Origin of the sequence: Hymenobacter lapidarius (assembly GCF_001816145.1) — a bacterium.
Classification (GTDB): Bacteria; Bacteroidota; Bacteroidia; order Cytophagales; family Hymenobacteraceae; genus Hymenobacter; species Hymenobacter lapidarius.
This window is the reverse complement of the sequence record NZ_MDZB01000084.1, coordinates 1-20,161: the sequence shown is the minus strand read 5'-3', so window position 1 is coordinate 20,161 and position 20,161 is coordinate 1. Positions and strand designations below refer to the sequence as shown.

The 20,161-nt window shown below is 63.0% G+C and carries 17 protein-coding genes and 2 pseudogenes; 4 read left to right on the top strand and 15 right to left on the bottom strand.

The window, feature by feature from the left end:
* Window positions 1–193 precede the first annotated feature (193 nt).
* From BEN47_RS22605 to BEN47_RS22825, 6 genes and pseudogenes are all read right to left on the bottom strand, one after another.
* The gene (locus tag BEN47_RS22605; protein ID WP_317039465.1) at window positions 194–553 is read right to left on the bottom strand and encodes a nitrilase-related carbon-nitrogen hydrolase; all 360 of its coding nucleotides are present in this window, start codon (window positions 551–553) and stop codon (window positions 194–196) included.
* Window positions 442–975 (bottom strand): nitrilase-related carbon-nitrogen hydrolase, encoded by a 534-nt coding sequence (locus BEN47_RS05455; protein ID WP_317039464.1) that lies wholly within the window; start codon window positions 973–975, stop codon window positions 442–444. The genes BEN47_RS22605 and BEN47_RS05455 overlap by 112 nt, the downstream gene beginning before the upstream one ends.
* 154 nt (window positions 976–1,129) lie before the next feature.
* The gene (locus BEN47_RS05450; RefSeq protein WP_070725936.1) at window positions 1,130–2,281 is read right to left on the bottom strand and encodes a methionine aminotransferase; all 1,152 of its coding nucleotides are present in this window, start codon (window positions 2,279–2,281) and stop codon (window positions 1,130–1,132) included.
* A gap of 83 nt (window positions 2,282–2,364) precedes the next feature.
* The gene (locus tag BEN47_RS05445; RefSeq protein WP_070725934.1) at window positions 2,365–7,029 is read right to left on the bottom strand and encodes a PAS domain-containing sensor histidine kinase; all 4,665 of its coding nucleotides are present in this window, start codon (window positions 7,027–7,029) and stop codon (window positions 2,365–2,367) included.
* A 115-nt stretch (window positions 7,030–7,144) separates the two neighbouring features.
* On the bottom strand, window positions 7,145–7,309 hold the full coding sequence (locus BEN47_RS22435; protein WP_438830497.1) for a peptide-methionine (S)-S-oxide reductase: 165 nt from the start codon (window positions 7,307–7,309) through the stop codon (window positions 7,145–7,147).
* Window positions 7,310–7,376: 67 nt separating this feature from the next.
* Window positions 7,377–7,619: pseudogene (locus BEN47_RS22825) on the bottom strand (peptide-methionine (S)-S-oxide reductase); the annotation flags it as partial.
* A 314-nt stretch (window positions 7,620–7,933) separates the two neighbouring features.
* Between BEN47_RS22825 and BEN47_RS05435 the strand changes: the two are divergent.
* Complete coding sequence (locus tag BEN47_RS05435; protein WP_070725929.1) at window positions 7,934–8,332, top strand: hypothetical protein; 399 nt, start codon at window positions 7,934–7,936, stop codon at window positions 8,330–8,332.
* Window positions 8,333–8,428: 96 nt separating this feature from the next.
* On the opposite strand, the gene BEN47_RS05430 is transcribed toward BEN47_RS05435, so the two are convergent.
* Together BEN47_RS05430 and BEN47_RS05425 are read right to left on the bottom strand one after the other, a co-directional pair.
* The gene (locus BEN47_RS05430; protein ID WP_125921513.1) at window positions 8,429–8,857 is read right to left on the bottom strand and encodes a hypothetical protein; all 429 of its coding nucleotides are present in this window, start codon (window positions 8,855–8,857) and stop codon (window positions 8,429–8,431) included.
* A gap of 163 nt (window positions 8,858–9,020) precedes the next feature.
* A pseudogene (locus tag BEN47_RS05425) lies at window positions 9,021–9,260 on the bottom strand (YceI family protein); the annotation flags it as partial.
* Between the two features lie 312 nt (window positions 9,261–9,572).
* Between BEN47_RS05425 and BEN47_RS05420 the strand changes: the two are divergent.
* The gene (locus tag BEN47_RS05420) at window positions 9,573–12,440 is read left to right on the top strand and encodes a hypothetical protein (RefSeq protein ID WP_070725923.1); all 2,868 of its coding nucleotides are present in this window, start codon (window positions 9,573–9,575) and stop codon (window positions 12,438–12,440) included.
* 118 nt (window positions 12,441–12,558) lie between these two features.
* On the opposite strand, the gene BEN47_RS05415 is transcribed toward BEN47_RS05420, so the two are convergent.
* A complete protein-coding gene (locus tag BEN47_RS05415) occupies window positions 12,559–13,389 on the bottom strand; it encodes an alpha/beta fold hydrolase (protein ID WP_070725922.1) in 831 nt (276 codons plus the stop codon).
* A gap of 347 nt (window positions 13,390–13,736) precedes the next feature.
* Here BEN47_RS05415 and BEN47_RS21955 point away from each other — a divergent pair, with 347 nt between their 5' ends.
* On the top strand, window positions 13,737–14,135 hold the full coding sequence (locus BEN47_RS21955) for a DUF2141 domain-containing protein (protein ID WP_070725920.1): 399 nt from the start codon (window positions 13,737–13,739) through the stop codon (window positions 14,133–14,135).
* 94 nt (window positions 14,136–14,229) lie between these two features.
* Here BEN47_RS21955 and BEN47_RS05405 read toward each other — a convergent pair whose 3' ends face one another.
* Both BEN47_RS05405 and BEN47_RS05400 read right to left on the bottom strand, forming a co-directional pair.
* Window positions 14,230–14,712, bottom strand: a complete 483-nt coding sequence (locus tag BEN47_RS05405; protein ID WP_125921512.1) for a hypothetical protein — start codon at window positions 14,710–14,712, stop codon at window positions 14,230–14,232.
* Between the two features lie 325 nt (window positions 14,713–15,037).
* Window positions 15,038–16,033 (bottom strand): aldo/keto reductase, encoded by a 996-nt coding sequence (locus BEN47_RS05400; RefSeq protein ID WP_070725915.1) that lies wholly within the window; start codon window positions 16,031–16,033, stop codon window positions 15,038–15,040.
* Between the two features lie 226 nt (window positions 16,034–16,259).
* Here BEN47_RS05400 and BEN47_RS05395 point away from each other — a divergent pair, with 226 nt between their 5' ends.
* Window positions 16,260–16,964, top strand: a complete 705-nt coding sequence (locus BEN47_RS05395; protein ID WP_070725914.1) for a DsbA family oxidoreductase — start codon at window positions 16,260–16,262, stop codon at window positions 16,962–16,964.
* Window positions 16,965–17,118: 154 nt separating this feature from the next.
* Here BEN47_RS05395 and BEN47_RS05390 read toward each other — a convergent pair whose 3' ends face one another.
* From BEN47_RS05390 to BEN47_RS05375, 4 genes are all read right to left on the bottom strand, one after another.
* Window positions 17,119–17,568, bottom strand: a complete 450-nt coding sequence (locus BEN47_RS05390) for a GNAT family N-acetyltransferase (protein ID WP_070725912.1) — start codon at window positions 17,566–17,568, stop codon at window positions 17,119–17,121.
* Window positions 17,569–17,576: 8 nt separating this feature from the next.
* The gene (locus BEN47_RS05385; RefSeq protein WP_070725910.1) at window positions 17,577–18,266 is read right to left on the bottom strand and encodes a DUF6624 domain-containing protein; all 690 of its coding nucleotides are present in this window, start codon (window positions 18,264–18,266) and stop codon (window positions 17,577–17,579) included.
* Window positions 18,267–18,365: 99 nt separating this feature from the next.
* Complete coding sequence (locus BEN47_RS21310) at window positions 18,366–18,698, bottom strand: hypothetical protein (RefSeq protein WP_070725908.1); 333 nt, start codon at window positions 18,696–18,698, stop codon at window positions 18,366–18,368.
* Window positions 18,699–18,785: 87 nt separating this feature from the next.
* Window positions 18,786–20,161 (bottom strand): TRCF domain-containing protein (locus BEN47_RS05375; protein WP_262490381.1); only part of this gene is annotated, 1,376 nt, incomplete at its 5' end.

The following is a 20,161-nucleotide window of genomic DNA, read 5'->3' as shown; positions in this document are numbered from 1 at the left end:
CGCTTTCGTGAGCGAGGACACCGCGACTCATAGAGGGCAAGGCCACCTTTCCGCTTCAGATTAGTAGTATTTCTTAAACGTTGGTTTCCAGCATGTAGAACCCGAAACCTTCTCTCTCACGGCTCAACCTACCATGTTCTATGTTATCCGTGGGGCTGCTTCGCCGAAGCGGGCAACATGTAAACGGGTGCGCTTAGCCGATTAACTCAAAAGTGTCCCCATCATTCAAAGCCGCAAACTTGGCCCGGAAATCCTCCAGCTCGTCCCGGCGCAGCGTGTGGGTGAAAAGACCGGCTTGGTCGTGGGCTTCGACCACGTAATTGCCGCGCGCGTCGAGTAGGGCAGAATCTCCGGCGTAATCGTGGCCCAAAGCGTCGCGGCCAATGCGGTTGACGCCTAGGGCGCAGGCCACGTTTTCGATGGCGCGGGCCCGAAGCAGCGTCATCCAGGCCGTGCGGCGGACGGCGGGCCAGTTGGCCACGTACAGCACCAAGTCGTAGGGCGCCACGGGCTGGTTGCGGCTCCAGACGGGAAAGCGCAGGTCGTAGCACACCAGCGGGCAGATGCGCCAGCCGCGCCACTCCTCCACCAGCCGGGCCGGCCGGGCGTGTACACGTGCTGCTCGCCGGCCAGTGTGAACAGGTGGCGCTTGTCGTAGCTGCGCAGGCTGCCGTCGGGGCGCACCCACAGCAGGCGGTTGTAGTAATGGCCGTTTTCCCGAATAATAACGCTGCCGGCTAACACGGCGTTGTGGGCCGCGGCCTGCTCGCGCAGCCACGCCACGGTGGAGCCGTCCATGGTTTCGGCCTGGGCGGCGGCTTCCATGCTGAAGCCGGTGGTGAACATCTCGGGCAGCACGATGAGGTCAGTCGGCCCGGCGAGCTGCGCCAGCTGCAGCTCAAAAGCGGCGCGGTTGGCAGCAGCATCGTGCCAATGCAGCTCAGTTTGGATGAAGGAAACGGTGAGGTCTGGCATAGAAAATAAGTAGAGGGCTTCAGTTTTCAATTTATAAGAACGTCATGCTGAGCGCAGCCGAAGCATCTCTACCGTAGTAGTAAATGATTACTCTCGTGGTAGAGATGCTTCGACGAGCTCAGCATGACGGCCTTTCTTTCGTTGGTACGGCTTCCTACCGTAGGCGCGCCGCGGCAGCCGCCAGGGTTTCGCCGTGTTTCGCGAAGCAAAAACGAATCAGCCCGTCATCGAATCCGTCGTGGTAGAAGGCGGAAACCGGTACCACGGCCACGCCTTTTTCGCGGGCCAGAAATTGCGCGAAAGCCAGGTCGGCGGCCGGCGAAAGGGCATCGTAGCGAGCCAGCTGAAAATAGCCGCCGGGCACGGGCAGCAGGTCCCAGCCCTGGCCTGCCAGCAGGCCGCGGAACTCGTCGCGCTTCTGCTGGTAGAAGCCGGCCAGGCCGCGGGCGTGGGCATCGGTGGTGTCGGCCGTGAGCACGTCGGCCAGGGCGTGCTGGGTGGGTGTGCTCACGGCGAAGGTCACGAACTGGTGCACGCGCCGCACCTCGGCGGTGAGGGCGGGCGGGGCAATGCAATAGCCCACTTTCCAGCCGGTGGCGTGGTAGGTTTTGCCGAAGGAAGAAAGCACGAAGCTGCGCTCCCGCAACTCCGGGTGCTGGCGGGCGCTCATGCGCGGTGCCCCGTCGAACACGAGGTGTTCGTATACTTCGTCGCTCAGCACGAGGGCGTCGGTGCCTACCAGCAGGCGGGCCAGCTCGTGCCAGTCGTCGGCCGTGAAAATGGCGCCGCTGGGGTTATGGGGCGTGTTCACCAGCACCAGGCGGGTGCGGGGCGACACCACCCGGCGCACGGCGTCCCAGTCGGGCCGGAAGTGCGGCGCGGGCAGGCGCACGTAGCGCGGTACGCCGCCCTGCAGCCGGATGGCCGGCCCGTACAAATCATACGCAGGCTCGAACACCAGGACCTCGTCGCCGGGGCGCACCACGGCCGCCAGCACCGAGTACAGCGCCTCGGTAGCGCCCGCCGTGACGGTGATTTCCGTGGCCGGGTCGGGCGCCGGGGCATTGGCGTGCAGGCGGCCCACCTGGGTGGCAATGGCCTCGCGCAGGCACGGCAGGCCCGGCATGGGCGCGTACTGGTGGTGGCCTGGGGTGAGGGCGTGGCGGGCCAGGGCCTCCAGCAATTCCTGCGGCGGGTCGTAGTCGGGGAAGCCCTGCGCCAGGTTGATGGCCCCGGTTTCCTGCGCCAGCAGGGTCATTTGGGTGAAAATGCTAACGCCGACGTCGGGAAGTTTGGAAAGAAGCACGCGGAAAGGGGATAGTTTCAACGAACAAGAACGGTCCTGGGGAGCAGAACCGTTCTTTTAAAATTGGGTTCAGCCCGGCCCGGCTACAGGTAAATCTGGAACGTGGTGCCTGCCCCCACGGTGCTGCTCACTTCCAGCCGGCCGCCGTGGCCCTGCACAATGCGGTTGACCAGGTACAGCCCCACGCCCGTGCCTTCCACGTGCGTGTGAAAGCGGCGGAAGAGCTGATACAGCTGCGGCCCGAAGCGCTCCAGGTCGATGCCGATGCCGTTGTCCTGCACGGTGAGCACCGGGCGGCCGCTCACCACATCGGGGCTGCAGCTGATGCAGATGAGGGTCTCCCGGTCGGGCGCGGCGTACTTCAGCGAGTTGCTGATGAGGTTGAAGAGCAGGCTCTGCAGGTTGGGGCGCACGAAGGTGAGCACCGGGCAGGTGGCAAAGTCCAGCTCAAACTCGGCGTTGCATAGCGTCACCTGGTCTTGCAAGCTGGCAATGACTTCGGCCGCCAGCGGGGCCAGGGCTACTTCTTCGGCGGGCATTTCTGCCTGCTGGCGCTGGCCCTGCACAATGGCGCTGAGGTCGTCGATGGTGGTGAAAATCTGCCCCAGCGCCCGCTCAAAGTAGTCGATGAGCTTGATGGCGTCGGGGTCGCGGAAGTAGGCCGTGCGGGTGAGCTCCTCAAAAATGCCCGCCATGTTGTTGATGGGCTGCTTGAGGTCGTGCGAGGCCGTGTACACGAAGCTGTCCAGGTCCTCGTTGGTACGCGTCAGCCGGGCATTCTGGGCCTCCAGCTGCTGCTGCACTTGCTTGAACTCGTGCACGTCAGTATTGGCGCCCACCCACACCACCACGGCGCCGGAAGGGTCGCGCAGGGGCTCGGCGCGGGCCAGAAACCAGCGGTACTGGCCCTGCAGGTCGCGCCAGCGGTGCTCCGCCTCAAACGACTCGCCAGTGGCGATGCTGTGCCGCCAGCGCCGCAGGGTGCCGGGCAGGTCATCGGGGTGAATGAACCGCTCCCAGCCCCAGTCCTGCAGCTGCTCGAAGGTGCCGCCCGTGAAGTCGTACCAGCGCTGGTTGTAGTAGCTCACGCTGCCATCGGGCCGCGAGGTCCAGGCCATTTGGGGGAGGGTTTCGAGCAGCTGCTGGAACCGAGCCTGGCTCGTGAGCAACTGCTCCTGCAGCACGCGCTGCTGGTGCACGTCGGTGCTGGTGCCGTACCATTTCTCTACCTGGCCGCCGGGCGCGCGGCGGGCCTGGGCCTGCCCCAAAAACCAGCGGTACTCGCCGTCATAGCGCCGGAGGCGGAACTCGGCCTCGTAGTAGCGCTGGCTGGCAATGGCCTGTTCCCAGCGCTCCTGCATGAGCACGTGGTCGTCGGGATGCACAAAGCTGAGCCAGTGCGCCGCCCCGTTTTTCTCCATCGGCTCGCCCACGTAGGCGGCCGTGCGGTGGTTGAAAAAGTCCACGGTGCCGTCGGGCTGGGCCGTCCACACCTGCTGCGGAATGCTTTCGGCCTGAATGCGCAGCTCCTCCTCGCTGGCTTCCAGCCGGGTTCGGAGCTGCTGCAGCTCGGTTACGTCGGTGTTGGTGCCAAACCAGCGCACCACGTTGCCGGTGGCCTCGTCGCGAATGGGCCGGGCCCGGCTCAGGAACCAGCGGTATTCGCCGTCGGCCCCCCGAATGGGGAAGGTGTCTTCCCAGGATTCGCCGGTTCTGATGCAGCGGAGGTAGCGGGCGTTGATGTCCTCTACCAGCGCGGGGTCGTGCACCTGCATCCACCCCGAGCCCTGCATCTGCTCCAGCGTTGTGCCTGTGTAGTCGTACCACTGCCGGTTATACCAGAAAATATACCCCGTGGCATCGGCCATCCAGGCCAGCTGGGCAATGTTATCGGCCAGAGCGGCAAAGTCGGCCCGGCTGCGGGCCAGCTCCTCGGTGCGCTCGTGCAGCTCGTGGATTTTGATGGTGGCCGCACTGAAGCCGGCCAGCTTCCCATCGGCATCGTAGTACGGCTGCGACTTGGACTGGAACCACCGCAGCTCGCCGTCGTGGCGCCGGCACCGGAAGGTGGCTTGCCAGGGTTCGCCGGCCGCCATGGCGGCCATAGCCACCTCGCTCACCCGCGTCCGGTCTTCGGGCGTGAGCACGTCCCACGCCTCTTCCAGCGGGCCGGCGGGGTTCAGCCCCGTGTACTCGTAGAAGTACGGGTTGGTGTAGGTGATGTGGCCGTCGGGGCTGAAGTTGAAGATGAACACCGGCATGGCCGCCGTAATGGCGCGCACCTGCTCGTCGCGGCGGCGCATTTCGGCGGCCAGCTCCTCGGCCTGCTGGCGGTTGTGCACCCGGTCCGTCACATCCAGCACAAAGCTGAGCACGCTGGCTACCTGGTTCTGGCCATCGCGCAGGGCGGTGTACGTCACGTCGTAGTACCGTTCGGGGCCCAGCTCCAAGGCCATGTTTTGCAGGCGAATGGGTAGCTCTTGGCCCATGTAAGTTTCGCCGGTCTGGTACACGTGGTCGAGGCGCTTTATCAAGCCCTGCTCCGCTATTTCGGGCAGTGCCTGCGCCACGGTTTCGCCCAGGCGGGGCCGGTAGTTCAGCAGCTTGGCGTAGCCGGGGCTGAAGAACGTGTAGCGGTGCTCCGGGCCCTCCAGGGTGGCGATGTAGGCGGGCGCCTGCGCCAGAATCTGGCTCAGTTGGCGGTCCTTCTCTTCGAGGCGGCGCTGGGCGGTGCGCAGCTCGTGCACGTCCAGCATAAAGCCGTAGCGCTGGCGCAGCTGGCCACCAGCGGTCAGCTCCGGCACGGCCTCGGTGAGGAACCAACGGTACTGGCCGTTGGCGCCGCGCAGCCGCACTTCCACCCGTCCCAAACGAGCAAAGTCGATGCTGTCCTTAATCTGGATTTGCGCGTTCTCGCGGTCGTCGGGATGCAGGCGGTCGGCCCATTGGGCATCCACTTCTTCCCAGGGCCCGCCGGGCTGCTGCCCCGTAAAGGCGTACCACTGCGGGCTCATGTAGGTGGTGAGGCCCGTGGCATCGGTGGTGAAGGTGATGATGGGCAGCACTTCCGCCTGCCGGCGCAGGCGGGTGTCGGCGGCGCGCACCTGGCCCTGCAGCACCTCGGTTTCCTGGCGGGCCAGTACTTGCTGGGTCACGTCTACCCCAAACGCCAGAATGCTCACAATCTGGCCCTGGTCGTCGCGCATCGGCACATACGAAAAGTCGAGGTAGAGGCGGCGGCGGCGGTCGCCGGGGCCGTCCTGCACATCAATGGGCGTGGCCCGGCCCACAAACGGCTTGCCCGACTGGTACACGGTTTCGAGCAATTTCACAAAGCCCTGCTCGGCTACTTCCGGCAGGCACTGGGCGGCCGGCTGGCCCACCCGCGCCCGGTTGCTCATCAGCTCGCTGTAGGCCGCATTCACAAAGGTGAAGCGGTGGTCTGGGCCGGCTACGGTGGCAATCAGGGCCGGGCTATGGCTGAGAATCTGGCTGAGCTGCTGGTCCTTGGCTTCCAGCAGGCGCTGGGTTTCGCGCAGCTCGTGCACGTCGAGGTTGGAGCCAAACCACTGCCGGGAGCGGCCCGCCGCCTGGGCTTCTTCCAGGGGTTCGGGCACGCCCTGGCTCATAAACCAGCGGTACGCGCCGTCGTGGCTGCGCAGGCGCACCTCGTAGCGCCAGGAGGTGCCCTGGTTCAGGGCTGCCTGGTAGAGCTCCCACACCCGGGCACGGTCGTCGGGGTGCAGGCGTTCGGGCCATTCTTTTCGTAAGTCGGCCGGCTGGGAGCCGGTGTACGTGTACCAGTGCGGGCTGACGTAAACCAGCTCGCCTTCCTGGTCGACGATGAAGGTGATGGAAGGCAGGCTTTCCGTGACGTGACGCAGGCGCTGGTCGGCGGCGCGGGCTTCGGCCTGCAGGGCCTCGTTGCGCAGGCGGGCCTGCACCTGCTCGGTCACGTCGAGTCCGTAGGCAAGCACGCCGGTGCCTTCCTCACTGGGCAGGGGCAGGTAGCCAAAGCTGTTGTATTGCTCACGCAGCTCGCCGGTGGCGGGGTCCTGCACTTCGGACCGTTCTTCGTGCCCAAAAACGGGCTGGCCGCTGTCGCGCACCTTTTTCAACGTCTGCAGGTAGCCCTGGGCGGCTATTTCCGGCAGGGTCTCGGCCACACTGCGGCCCAAGTTAACCCGGGGTCCCATTGATTCCCGGGCCCGCGCCGAAAGGAACGTAAACCGCAAATCGGGCCCTTCCATCGTGCTGATGGTCAGGGGCAGGTTGTCCAGAATGCGCTGGGTGCGCTGCTGCTGGGCCAGCAGCAGGGCCTCGTTGCGGTGCTGCTCGTCCACGTTCAGCAGGCGCAGCAGGAGGTAGCGCAACTCCCCCGTGGCATGGCCCTCTGGGGCGGGCGCACGCACGGGCTGCATGGTGGCTTCCCACAAGGTGGCGGCTCCGGCAGCCGGCGCCAGGGCCCAGTCGGGGGGCAGCACCTGCAGTACGCCGGTTTGGGCCGCCCGCAGGCCCATGGCCCACGGCGTGGCGGCCGGCAACACCCCGCCCGAGGCCACCAGCGCGGCACGAAGCGCGTCCGCGGGCTGGCCCCGCAGGCTGGCCGCGGTGGCCGGGGGCAAAAGGGCGGCCATTGCGGTGTTCAGCGCCAGTACGGTGCCATCGGGTGCCAGGACCGCAAAAGGCGCGGGCAAGGCAGCAAAGAGCAGTTCAAAATCGGGGGTGAGCAGGGTAGAAACCAGCATACGGGCAAAGACAGCAAGGGGGGGCGGCCGCGTGTGGCCAGCGTTTTCAAAGATACTCCAGTACTCGTACTTGCCTGCGCGGAGCGTGCTCCGTGCGGCGGCGAGCGAAGAACCGTTAGCGCGGGCTCTTCAGCTCGCTGGCAAATGCCTTCTGCACGTGCTCGACTTTCGCGGCCGACACGTTGTTGATGTAGGGGTTTTCGGGGTGCAGGCGGTAGTAGCCCCGGTGGTAGCTTTCGGCGGGCCAAAGCTTTTTGAGGGGCGCTACCTCCGTCACCATTTTTTTTGGTGCTGTATGCCTTCGAGGCGTTGACTTTGGCGATGGTAGCGTTCAGCATTTTCTTCTCCTCGGGCGTGCGGTAGAAAACGGCTGAGCGGTACTCGGGGCCCACGTCCGGGCCCTGGCGGTTGAGCTGCGTGGGGTCGTGCGAGGCGGTGAAGAAAATGTCGGCCAGCTTCTGGTAGCTGATGACCGTGGGGTCGTAATGAATCTGCACGGCCTCGGTGTGGCCAGTGGTTTGGGTTGCTACCTGCTCGTAGGTGGGGTTGGCCTTGGCGGGCTGCTGCGGGCCGCTCACCACCTGCTTCATACCCCTAAGTTGCTCGAAGGCTTCTTCCTGCGCCCAAAAGCAGCCGATAGCGCACGAAATGCCGCGGCGCCCGGCCTGCATTGCTTGCACAACCCTAAGCAGCAGCGTCTGGGCAGAGTTCAGCTTGGCCGCCCAGCCAGCTGGCCCCGCAATACGCGTGAGTTGCTGAACCTGTAAAAGTAAAATCAGTATTTATGCGTAGGTGCAAACCGTGTTCAAGCGTAGTTGAGAGCATATTTGGTTATCGCCTGGGCCTACGTTGTATCCTTCTCTACGTATTAGTCGTAACGCCCCGCACTGCCTTATCCGAAGCTATGTTACTGCAAACGTTACTTGAAACCCCCTATGTTACTATTTCCTACGACCACCAAAACGAGTGGTTGTTCGCCGACTGGCGTGGAAATCAGGACATGAAGAGCGTGCAGCACGGCGCCATGGAGCTGCTGCGGCTGCTGCCGCTACACCGCTGCCGCAAAGTGTTGAATGATAACACACTGGTAACCAGCATGTGGAGCGAGGCCGCTGAGTGGGCCGGCACGGAGTGTTTTCCGGCCATGGCGGCCATCGGGCTGGAGTATTTTGCCTGGGTATATTCGCCCAACCTCTACAGCCGGCTCTCTACGGACCTCACCTTGCAGTTCACCGCCGCCAGCCCGGTGGTAGCCACCTTCGACGACATTGAAACCGCGAAGGCCTGGCTGAGCCAGATGTAGCCGCCCACAATCTGGGGTTCCAAACAAGTGGCAGAGGCCCGCTGGATAATGCATTCGATGGGTCCTCCCGTAGTTTTTTGCTGCGGTGGCCCGAGGCTAGAACGAGGCGGCCGCGCAGGCGGTGGTGCCTACATTGCTCAACAACAGGTGCGGAATCGGCAGCGTGATGGCGGCATTCATATGTTGGCAGGGCTCGTCGGGAGATTGGCGGGCGAAGGCGTTTTCGACCGTGAAATACAGCCGCTGGCCGCGCACTGCCACCGAGCCAAGCCGATTGACGGCCGCAATCACATTGTCGTCACCCAAGCTATCGATACCAAGCTGCGAGTGGAGGGGCTTCCCGATGGGAAAGGGGCTGTCTACCTGAATCAGGGTGCCGTTCCAACAGTCGTAGCCCAGTACCCTGCCCGAGTAGCAAGTGCCGGAGAAGCAGCTGATGGGGCCGCTGGTGGTATCTTTTTCGCAGCTGAGCAAGGTGTTGGCCGTGAGAGCGAGCAGGCTCAGGGTAAGGTATTTGCAGTACATGGCCAGGTTCAAAGTAGGTAAAGGAAGTTATCCAGGTATGCCCCTGACCGGCGGGGGGCGCAAGGCGTTGCACCGGGCATAAAAAAAGCGGCGACCCTACTGGAGGCCGCCGCCTTAAAACCAGAATGAGTACTGTAATTTGAAAATCTGGGACACTCAAGCGCTAGGCCTGCTTGGTAAACTGCACGTTGGCAATCAGCTTCACGTCGTCGCCCAGCACGCTGGTGCCGGCTTCGGTGACGGTGCCCCAGGTGAGGCCAAACTCCTTGCGGTTGATTTTGCCAGTTACTTCAAAACCAGCCTTGTGATTGCCGTAGAAATCGACGGCCGAGCCGCCGTATTCGGCCTCCAGGGTCACTGGCTTGGTCACGTCTTTCATGGTGAGGCCGGGCAGTAGCGCGAAGCACCGCTTCGCGCTACTGCCCGGCCCATATACTGACTTGAAAGCTGCTGTAGGTCACCGGTTTTGATGGGGTTGCCGATGTCGATGCCGTGGCGCAATGCTCACCAGGCAGGCCAAGGTGCCGTTATACGACTACCGGAAAATGACCTGGCCAACAAGGCGCACCACCCCATAAATAGCACCGCCATCCGGTGTGCTAATACGGGCAGCCGCGCGGTCAACAGGGGGCGGCTCTGCCAATCCACGGTTCGGCAAGCTCCGCATGCCGTTCTTTAAGGGCGCGTTCCCTTTCACTTTCTCCAAGAATCATACATGCGTTGTTTGTTGCTATGCGGGCTACTGGGCCTATTCAGCCTCAGCCAAATTCGAGCCCAAAGCCTGCCCGTGCTGTCCCAGAACCGGCCCGCCCTGCGCTGGCAGGAAGTGTATACGCCGCACTTCCGGGTGCTCTACGCCGGCCCCCTCGACTCGGCCGCGCAACGCACGGCGGCGCGGCTGGAGCAGCTGCACGGGCCGGGCGTGGCCACGCTGGGCGTGGTGCCGAAGCGCCTTGGCGTGGTGCTGCAAAACCAAACCACGGTCAGCAATGGCTTTGTGACGTTTTTGCCCCGGCACGCCGAGTTTTTTACCACGCCCCAGCAGGGCCTGGACCTGGGCACCGTGGACTGGCTCGATCAGCTAGCCGTGCACGAGTTCCGGCACGTGGGGCAGTTTGACAAAGCGCGCCAGGGCATTGGCCGGCTGCTAAACCCGCTGCTGGGCGATGGCGCCCTGGGCATTGCGGCGGTGGGCGTGCCGCAGTGGTTCTTTGAGGGCGACGCCGTGGGCGCCGAAACCGCCCTCACGCGCAGCGGGCGCGGGCGCATTCCCAGCTTCAACGTGGGGCTGCGGGGCAACCTGCTGGCTGGCCGCCGCTACAGCTACCAGAAAGCCGTGAACGGCTCCTTGCGCGACCAGGTGCCGAACTGGTACGTGCTGGGCTACTTCATGACGTCGTACCTGAAAACGCACTACGGACCCGACGTGTGGGCCAAATCCCTGGATACATACTACCGCTTTCCGTTCTATCCTTTCTCGTTCTCCAACGGCATCCGGCGCAGCACGGGCCTCACGGTGGAGCAGCTTTACCAGCGCACCATGACGGAAGTGGACTCTGCCTGGCGGGCCCAGCAGGCGGCACTGCCCGCCACCACGCCGGCGCGCGACATGGTCGTTGCGGCCACGGATGGGGTTCTCACCCGCTACGAATACCCGCAGTACGTCACCGACAGCACGGTGCTGGCCCTGAAAAGCGGGCTGGGTCACATTCCGCAATTCGTGCTCCTGAGCCGGCGCGGTGCCGAGCGTATGGTGTTTGTGCCCGGGCAGCTCAACATGCCGGAAATGCTGTCCGTGAACGATGGCAAAGCCGTGTGGCCGGAATTTCAGCAGGATGCCCGCTGGGGCCAGCAAATTGCTTCGGAGCTGAAGGTGCTGGACCTGGCCACCGGTCGGCTGGCCCGCGTTGGCAAAGGCGGCCGGTACAGTGCAGCGGCCCTCTCGCCCGATGGCCAGCGCCTGGTGGCCGTGCGCACCGATGCCAGCTACCACCACGCGCTGGTGCTGCTCGACGCCCGGACCGGCGCCGAAATTCAAACCTTGCCCAACCCGCAAAACGACTTCTACCAGCAGCCCCGCTGGCACCCCGACGGCCGCCGCGTGGTGGCCGTGACGCTCAGTGCCGCCGGCAAAACCATCGTTGTCATCGACCCTGGCACGGCCACTTCCCACGCGCTGCTGCCCGTGGCCAACGTGAACCTGGCCAACCCGCTGCCGTGGCGCGGCTTTGTGCTGTACAACTCTTCGCAGTCGGGCGTGGATAACCTGTATGCCGTGAGCGCCCGCACCGGCCAAGCCTACCGCGTGACCTCGCGGCCCCTGGGAGCCTACCACGCCGCGGTATCGCCCGACGGCCGCTCGCTGGCCTTCCACGACGCCCGGGCCACCGGGGCGCGGGTGGTTGAAATGCCCCTGGATTCCACGGCTTGGGTGCCGGTCCCGACTGCCACGGCCGACATTCCGGGGCCCTACGCCACCGCGCTGGCTGCCCAGGAGCCTGCGGGCCAGCTACTGTCGCGCCCGCCAGTAGCTCCCGATTCGGCGGCGCTCCGCTATGGCGTGCGGCGGTATTCGCCACTGCGGCACGCGTTCAATGTGTTCAGCTACGGGCTGGTGCAAAGCCCCCAGGGCAACACCGTGAGCCTGGGGCTGCGGTCACAGGATTTGCTGAACACCACCCAGGTTTTTGCTGGCATCGGCTACGACCAGGTGGAACGTACGGCCAGCGTGATTGGGGCGCTCAGCTACCAGGCCTGGTACCCGGTGCTGGACGTGGACGTGACCTACGGCGGGCGCGATGCCGCCATTATTTTCCGAAACGTGGTGTACCGCGACCAGTGGCGCTACACGCGCCTGCAAGCCGGCCTGCGCCTGCCCCTGAACCTCACGCATTCCAAGTTCTTCCAAGGCCTTACGGTGGGCACCTCTTTCCTGCACGAGCAGGTATATGACTACGATTTGCCCGTGCGCCGCCGCACCGAAACGGGCCCCAACAACCCGTTGAATGCCATTCAAAGCATCGTTGGCTACGCCTCACAGCTCCGGCGTAGCGCCCGCGACGTGGCCCCGCGCTGGGGCGGCACCTTCCTGGGAACGTGGCGCACTACACCCTTCGGGCAGGGCCTCGACGCCACCCAGTGGGGCGCGCAAGGCAGCGTGTTTTTGCCCGGCTTGGGCCGTCACCACGCCATTCGGCTACGCGGCAGTTACCAGCGGCAGCACCAGGCCCAGTACCAGTTTGCGCCGGCGGTTTCGTTCCCGCGGGGCCAGGGCTATGTGAGCTTCGACCGCCTCCAGGCGGCCAGCCTGGACTACAGCCTGCCGCTGGCGTTCACGCATTGGGAGTTGGGCCGCTGGCTGTACGTGCAGCGCCTGCGTGCCACCGCGTTCGGCGACGTAGCCCGGGGCATCAACAACGGCGGCGCCGTGGTCCGCAACTATCAAAACGTGGGCTTGGATTTCCTTGTCCAGTTCAATGTCCTGCGCCTGCGCACTCCCTTCGAAGCTGGCATGCGGGTGGTCTACAACACGAGGCTGCAGCAAGTTGTGCTGGAGCCGCTGGCATTCGATATTCGGCTGTGATACAAGCAGGTTGAGCAAATAAGTACACCACCGAAACTGCCCGTCCGGCCGCGCTTTTGCACGGCCGGACGGGCAGTTTCGGTGGCTATTAAAACGGGCATTTGCTCCGAATTACTTTTTAGAGGGCCGTCTCGTGGTGCAGGAATTTGTCCATGGCGGAGAGCGTCTTTTGGGGGGCGCTCAGGTGGGGGCAGTGCCCTCCGGTTTCCACCACCACCATGCGGCTGTCGGCCAGCTGCTCGTTGATGTAGTGGCCCACGGCCAGGGGCGCAATCACGTCGTTGGCCGACTGCACAATCAGGGTGGGGATGGTGAGAAAAGGCAGCTCGGCGCGGCTATCGGAGAAAAACGTAACGCGGGCAAAGTGCCGGGCTATTTCGGGGTTGGTGCGCACGAAGCTGTTGGTGAGCTCCATCACCAGCTCGGGGTGCTCGTCCGGGCCCATCATTACGGGCGCAAACGCCTGCGACCAGCCGTTGTAGTTGCCGTCCATGGCTGCCAGCAGCTCGTTGATGTCCTTTTGCTCGAAGCCGCCCGCATAGCCCCGCTCGTTGATGAAGCGGGCCGAGGGCGACACCAGTACCATTTTGGCAAAGCGTTGGGGCTCCCGCACCGCGGCCAGCACTCCAATCATGGCGCCCACCGAGTGGCCCACAAAAACGGCGTCGTGCAGGGCCAGCTCGCTCATCACGTTCAGCAGGTCGGTGGCGTGGCCGTCGAGGGTGCCGTGCGCGGCGCGGCTATACGCCGTCAGGTCGGATTCGCCCGCCCCAATCAGGTCCAGCACCACCACCTGGTACTGCTCCTCGAAGGCGGGCACCAACAGGCGCCACATGCTCTGGTCGCCACCCAGGCCGTGTAAAAAAACGATGGCTTGCGTGTTTGGGCCCGATGCCCCCGAAATAACAACGTTGTTACGCTTTAACGCGGATGGAGTAGTAATGCTCATAAGAGGGATGTTCTCTGCAGAAGTAAAATTTTTATTGGTTGAGCATACGGTATCCGAGCTCACTGTAGATTGTGTGAATGTTAAATATAATTGTTTGGCTTTCACATAAAGAAATAGTAAGGCCGTTGCAGGTCGATAATCCTACTGCTTTAATTGCAGGCATCGGGCACGTTTGGCAGTTGCAAGGGGGCTTTCCTGCCGGAGAAGCCAGCTTTCAAGCAACAGGGCTGGTATTCAGGAAAATAGCCCAGCTGATTTGGTTGCCAAGCCAGTGGTTTCCGAACTCTTTGGGAAAAGTGGGGTGTTGCGCCCCTACGCTCCACATACCGGCCCCTCCGCCTACGAATTTGCTGCCTTTTGCCGCCCTCCTGAGCGGTGCTGCCCTGTTGGGAACCATCGTGCTCGGCGCTGCCGATACCGCTCCCGTCACCGTGGTGGTTTCGTCACTGGCTTCCATTACCTCAACCGTGCGCCTGTATCTCTACAACACCCGCGAGGGCTTCCTGAAGAGCGGCAAGCGGGAGTTCACCCTGCCCGTGGACCTACCCAAGGGCGAGTGGGCCGTGGCCATCACGCAGGACCTCAACAACAACGACAAAATCGACAAGAATTTCATCGGCATTTCCACCGAGCCCTACGCGTTTTCCAACAACGTTCGCCCCACCGTGGCCGCACCGGGCTTCAGTGAATGCAAATTCACAGTGAGCGGGCCGGGAAAAGTGGTGAGCATTGTGCTCAAGGATTAGACTCGGTTGAGCAGAGTCCAAGCAGATTGGTTAAGGAGGTTGCTGCCCATAAAGCGCCCTCCTTTATGCTTGGTGAGGAGGCGTTGGCTGGCGGCTAGTCCCAGATGATTTCCGGAGTTGCTTTGGCCAGTTCCTTGCCGCTGTTCGTGCGGATGCGCACCGGGAATTGTTGTGGCGCCCCGCCCGTCGGCTTGGGGCCGATGCGCAGGCTGAGCGGCCCGCCAAGGTCAGCTGATTGCCACCTGTTCAGCGAGTCGGCGAGCTGGGCTAGGGGGAAGTCGCGGTTGCTGTACCGACTGTAGCCGCCGGTGCAGCGCACGAATGTTTCCAGCGACTGGCCCGCGGGTACGCCGTTGAACACGTTGTTGCTCGTGAACGTCACCACCGATACTTTGTCTTTCAGTCCCTTCGCGCCGCCATCTTCGCACTGCCAGGCATGGGCCTGGCCCACAAACGGCGAACCGCTCCGTGCGGCCGCCACCAAATCCACATCAAGCCGCACCGTGACCAACAGTTCCGGCGCCGAGGTGCGGGCCCCGGCAACGAGCAGCGGGCTGCCCGGCGCCGTTTCAGTCATAAATAGCAGTATTTCCCGCAAATTCACGTAATCACGCGTTTCTTCCGGGCAGCAGGCCACCGGCACCATACCCAAAAATAAGAGCGTCAGAAACAGCTTAATGAGCCTTGTTTGAATACGGTAGTAAGCCATTGCGCAGTGTGCTAAGAGGGAGGGATAGCCCATGCAAGATACTCGCAAAACCCACGGCTGCGGCGGCGGCCTTTTGGTTTCTCATTGGCAGGGCAGCACCAACCGCGTTACGGTTGGGCATCACATATATAGGACCGCGCCTGGGCGCGTTCTCCGGCTGGGATGTGCCCACCGAACGCGCCAAGGCGCGTTCCTACGCCGCCGGTTGCAGGGCCGCCAGCTGCTTGTTGATAAAGTCGATTTCCTCGAACGTGAGCTGAAAATTCATGGCGCGGGCGTTTTGCACGGCCTGCTCGGGGTTGCGGGCGCCCACCAGCGCCACCGCGATGCCGGGCTGCGCCAGCGTCCAGCGCAGCACCAGCTGGCCGAGCGTGGCGTTTTTGGTTTCGGCCAGCGGGCGGATTTTGTTCAGCAGGGCATTTGTGCGGGTCACGGCTTCGGGCGTGAACAGGCGGTGGCCGTTGCGCAGGTCGCCTTCGCCAAACTCCTGGCCGGGCTTGATTTTGCCCGTCAGCAAGCCCAGTTGCAGCGGGCTATACACCAGAATGGCCTTGTTGTTTTCGAGGCAGTACGGCACCACGTCGGCCTCAATATCGCGGCGCACCATGCTGTAAGGCACCTGGTTCGAAACCAGGTGCAGGGTCTTTTCGGCCTCCTGCAGTTGCGCCACCGAGTAGTTGCTTACCCCCGCGGCCCGCACCTTGCCCTGCTCGATGAGGCGCGCCACGGCCTCCATCGTTTCGTCAATGGGCGTGGTGGTGTCGGGCCAGTGCTGCTGGTAGAGGTCGATGTAGTCGGTGCCGAGGCGGCGCAGGCTGTCCTCGCACTCTTTGATGATGCCATCGCGGCCGGCGTACTTGTACACGTGCAGGCCGTGGCCGTTGTTGTCCTTGGTTTTCATGGCGAATTCGCCCTGGGCCAAGTCCCAGCGCAAGCCGAACTTGGTGAGGATTTGCACCTTGTCGCGCGGGAGGGTTTTGAGGGCTTCGCCCACAATTTGCTCGCTCAGGCCCATGCCGTACACGGGCGCCGTGTCGATGCTGGTCACGCCCAGGTCGTAGCTGGCGTGGATGGCGCCCACGGCATCGTTCTGTTCGGTGCCGCCCCACAGCCAGCCGCCGGCGGCCCAGCTGCCAAAGGTGATGCGCGAAACCCTGACGCCGGAAGTGCCTAATTCTTGAAATTCCATACTGGGCAAGTGTGTCTGATGATGAGCAAGGCCGCTCCGGCAGGGGAGGAGCCAAGGCAGCTACCTGCCCCTGCCAGCGCAATGTTACGCTGTGCCCGCAGCGTCGGCGGCCACCACCGCCGCCACAAGGGCGCCCGCCGGGCATTCGCGCCTGGCAATCAATCGTAAACTTTTTAGGCCAGCTTAATGGTTGTACCTACATTGGTTCTGCTAAAAATGCCTCCTTATGAAAGTTGAAATCTGGTCCGACATCGTTTGTCCCTTCTGCTACATCGGCAAGCGCCGCTTCGAGCACGCCCTCGAAAAATTCCCGCACGCCGACCAAGTAGAAGTGGTGTGGCGCAGCTTCGAGTTGACCCCCGATTACCAGCCCGTGCCCGGCCGCAACGTGTACGAGTCCTTGGCCGAGAAAAAAGGCATTACGGTAGCTCAGGCCAAACAAATGAGTGATAACATGGCCGACATGGCTAAGGGATTGGGCCTGGACTACGACTTCGACCACGCCGTGCCCACCAATACCTTCCTCGGGCACCAGCTCATTCACCTCGCCGCCAAGCACGGCAAGCAGGGCGAAGCCAAGGAGCGCCTGATGGCTGCCTACTACCTGCAAGGCCAAAACCTGAACGAAATCGACACGCTGACGACGCTGGCAGCTGAAATTGGCCTCGATGCCGAAGAAGCCCGCGCCGCCCTCACCGCCGGCACCTACGCCGAGGAAGTGCGCCACGATGAGTACCAGGCCCAGCAAATCAACGTACGCGGCGTGCCCTTCTTCGTCTTCGAAGACAAATACGCGGTATCGGGCGCCCAGCCCACCGAGCTTTTCGCCGAGGTGCTGGAAAAAGTGTGGGACGAGTCCCAACCCGCCAACCCCGCCCCGGTGATGCTGGCCGACGGCCCCGCCTGCGGTCCCGATGGCTGCGAGGTGTAAGCACAAGTGATTTAGACAACAGAACGTCATGCTGAGCGCAGCCGAAGCATCTCTACCGCAGTAGTAAATAAATTACTCTCGCGGTAGAGATACTTCGGCTGCGTTCAGCATGACGTTCTGGTATTGCACGCCTTTTATCATAGACGCCCGGCAGCTACTCCCGCCGCATGGGAATGTGCGGGATACCATCCTCCAGGTACCCATCGCCGCACTGCGCAAACCCGAGGCCCTGGTAAAACCGCTCCAGGTACTGCTGCGCGCCTATTTTGATGGGCTGCGCGCCATACAGCACTTCGCAGTAGGCAATGGCCTGGCGCATGAGCTCCTGGCCCAGGCCGTGGCGCCGGTGCGCGGGCGAGACGATGACGCGCCCAATAGCCACCTCTTCGTAGCTAACGCCGGCATCGAAAAGGCGCGCGTAGGCGGCCAGGTCGCCGCTGTCGGCATAGCCCAGCAAATGGTAGGCCTTATCGTCCTGGCGGTCCAGGTCTTGGAACACGCAGTTTTGCTCTACTATAAACACTTCCACGCGCAGGCGCAGTAGCTCGTAAAGTTCAGTCAGGGTAAGTTCGGCGTAGGGTTTGGCGGTCCAGTTAAGAGTCATAAAGCGGGTTAGTTTTTGGGCATGCGGGCTACTTCCTCCAGCGTCACCACGCGGTAGCGAATGCCCAGCGAAGCAGCAACTTGCTCCACCGTATCGGGAAAGCCGACTTTCTTCCGGAGCTCATTCACCTGGGCCGCGTCTTTGATGGGCCAGATAAACGGCGGCTGGCCCTCCCGCAGGCCGGTAGCCGGATTGATGCTGCTATAGCCCATGGCTTGGGTGCCGTACAGCTGCTCTTTGCCGTCGCGCATGAGTTGGCGGTCCAGCATCTGGCCGTAGAGGTAAAAGGGTAATTCCCCGCGCCTGGCGGCGGTTTTGATGAGCGGCAAGTAGGCTTTTATGTTCTGCGAATGCTGAATAATTGACCAGGCCGCCTCGTTGGTCGGCGTGCCCACCACTGATTTTCCGGGGTAGCCGTACTGCTTCAGAATGGCGCGCATTCGCACCTGGTTGGTTGAGTCCGTTCGCAGCATCTGGCTGGGAATGTAGGTTGGCAGGCTTTCCCGCGTCACGCCCAGCGCGGCCGCTATCGAGTCCGGCTTGCGGTTCACGCGCGGGTCAAAGAGGAGGGTGCGCCATTTCTGGTCCACGGCGTGAATGCTGTCAAGCTCGCGCTTCAGCTCTGGGTTGAGGCGGGATTGGGCTACCGGGAGCAGGCTGGTGGGTAGCAGCAACAACACAAGGACAAGTTTTTTCATGGGCAGTGGCGCGGCAACACAGTAAACAGGGACCAAAAATAAGCCCGGCCCGCTGCGAAAGCGACGGGCCGGGCTTGTGCCAACGAAACAGCTGGGGTTTTAATTCTTAGAGCCAGGTGCCTCTTTTTTGTTCAGGCTTTCAATGTTGCCGCTGCCGGTGGGCTTGCGTTGCCCGGCCGTTTTGGGGCCGGAGCTGGAGCGTGAGGCGCGGGTGGCGCCAGTGGCCGGGGCGGTGTTGGTTTTTTTGCCAGCCTTCTGCCCGCTCAGCGAGTAGTTGGGCGTAACGGTAGTGGACGTGGAAGATGGGCTGTCGCGGTTGGCCGACGAGGCCCGCTGGGCCGCCGAGCCGGACTTGCCGGTGCTGCGCGGCGTTTGGGCCGAAGCCGTGGCGATGCCGGTAGCCAGCGCAGCCAATAAAAGAAGCTTTTTCATAAAAATGAGTAGCGGTTTAACTGTGGAAAGGAACGTTGTTTCTTACGGAATCTCAGCCCATACCGTTAGTGGAAACCAGCTTTTATTTTATGCCGCTACAGCTTCCTCGCTGCCCAGCTCGCTCAGCACGCGCTTGGCCTGCTGAATGGAGCGCACCTCCTCAAACGTCACGATGAGCTGCTCCTTTTTCTCCTTCAGGCTGGCCGTGCGGGCGTGCGTCTGCACGTAGTTGAGAATAGTGCCGAACTGGTCGCCCTGGAAGTAGGCCTGGTGCTCCTCGCCGGCCGGCAAAAAGCCCTTCAGCGTGTTGCGCTTGAGCGTGATTTTGGTGAAACCCACCGCGCAGGCCTGCCAGCGCAGCCGCACAATGTCGGCCAGCTGCTCCACCTCGGGCGGCAGTGGGCCAAACCGGTCCATCATGCTCGTGAGCAGTTTTTGTAGCTCGGCGGGCTTCTGGACACGGTCGAGCTTGGCGTAGAGCTGCAGGCGCTCCGATACATTGCTCACGTACTTTTCGGGTATCAGCACCTGCTGGTCCGTTTCCACGTTGCACTCGTGGCTGCGGCCCGCGCCAGCAGCCATTTGCAGGCGCTGGTTGGAGTCGCCCAGAAACAGGTCGCGGAACTCGGTTTCCTTCAACTCCTGCACCGCCTCGTCCAGAATCTGGTGGTAGGTTTCGTAGCCCAGGTCGTTGATAAAGCCACTTTGCTCGCCGCCCAGCAGGTTGCCCGCGCCGCGAATATCCAGGTCGCGCATGGCCACGTTGAAGCCCGCGCCCAGGTCCGAAAACTCCTCCAGTGTGCTCAGGCGCTTGCGGGCGTCGGCCGGCAGCTGGGCCACCGGCGGCGTGAGCAGGTAGCAGTAGGCCTTGCGGTTGGAGCGGCCCACGCGGCCCCGCATCTGGTGCAGGTCGCTCAGGCCGGCCAGGTGGGCGCGGTTGATGATGATGGTGTTGGCATTGGGAATATCGAGCCCGCTTTCGATGATGTTCGTTGAAACCAGCACGTCGTACTCGCCTTCCACAAACTTCATCATGCGTTTTTCCAGCATCTCGCCGTCCATCTGCCCGTGGGCGTAGGTGATTTTCGCGTCGGGCACCAGCCGCAGAATGGTACCGGCCATTTCCTCGATGTCCTTCACGCGGTTGTGCACAAAAAATACCTGCCCGCCGCGCTTCAACTCCCGCGCCACCGCGTCGCGAATCAGAATCTCGTCAAACACATGCAGCTCGGTGGTCACCGGCTGCCGGTTGGGCGGCGGCGTGGCAATCACGCTCAGGTCGCGGGCGCCCATCAGCGAGAAGTGCAGCGTGCGCGGAATGGGCGTGGCCGAGAGCGTGAGCGTGTCCACGTTCACCTTCAATTCCTTCAGCTTGTCCTTGGTCTTGACGCCGAACTTCTGCTCTTCGTCAATAATGAGCAAGCCCAGGTCTTTGAATTTGATGTCCTTATTCGTGAGCCGGT

What these genes read in the sequence shown, in the direction of transcription:
- BEN47_RS05445 (WP_070725934.1), bottom strand. Translation starts at nt 7,029, where the DNA reads ATGCTGGTTTCTACCCTGCTCACCCCCGATTTTGAACTGCTCTTTGCT.
- BEN47_RS05395 (WP_070725914.1), top strand. Translation starts at nt 16,260, where the DNA reads ATGAAAGTTGAAATCTGGTCCGACATCGTTTGTCCCTTCTGCTACATC.
- BEN47_RS05385 (WP_070725910.1), bottom strand. Translation starts at nt 18,266, where the DNA reads ATGAAAAAACTTGTCCTTGTGTTGTTGCTGCTACCCACCAGCCTGCTC.
- BEN47_RS05430 (WP_125921513.1), bottom strand. Translation starts at nt 8,857, where the DNA reads ATGTACTGCAAATACCTTACCCTGAGCCTGCTCGCTCTCACGGCCAAC.
- BEN47_RS05405 (WP_125921512.1), bottom strand. Translation starts at nt 14,712, where the DNA reads ATGACTGAAACGGCGCCGGGCAGCCCGCTGCTCGTTGCCGGGGCCCGC.
- BEN47_RS05455 (WP_317039464.1), bottom strand. Translation starts at nt 975, where the DNA reads ATGCCAGACCTCACCGTTTCCTTCATCCAAACTGAGCTGCATTGGCAC.
- BEN47_RS21310 (WP_070725908.1), bottom strand. Translation starts at nt 18,698, where the DNA reads ATGAAAAAGCTTCTTTTATTGGCTGCGCTGGCTACCGGCATCGCCACG.
- BEN47_RS05435 (WP_070725929.1), top strand. Translation starts at nt 7,934, where the DNA reads ATGTTACTGCAAACGTTACTTGAAACCCCCTATGTTACTATTTCCTAC.
- BEN47_RS05420 (WP_070725923.1), top strand. Translation starts at nt 9,573, where the DNA reads ATGCGTTGTTTGTTGCTATGCGGGCTACTGGGCCTATTCAGCCTCAGC.
- BEN47_RS22435 (WP_438830497.1), bottom strand. Translation starts at nt 7,309, where the DNA reads ATGGTGACGGAGGTAGCGCCCCTCAAAAAGCTTTGGCCCGCCGAAAGC.
- BEN47_RS05415 (WP_070725922.1), bottom strand. Translation starts at nt 13,389, where the DNA reads ATGAGCATTACTACTCCATCCGCGTTAAAGCGTAACAACGTTGTTATT.
- BEN47_RS05390 (WP_070725912.1), bottom strand. Translation starts at nt 17,568, where the DNA reads ATGACTCTTAACTGGACCGCCAAACCCTACGCCGAACTTACCCTGACT.
- BEN47_RS05400 (WP_070725915.1), bottom strand. Translation starts at nt 16,033, where the DNA reads ATGGAATTTCAAGAATTAGGCACTTCCGGCGTCAGGGTTTCGCGCATC.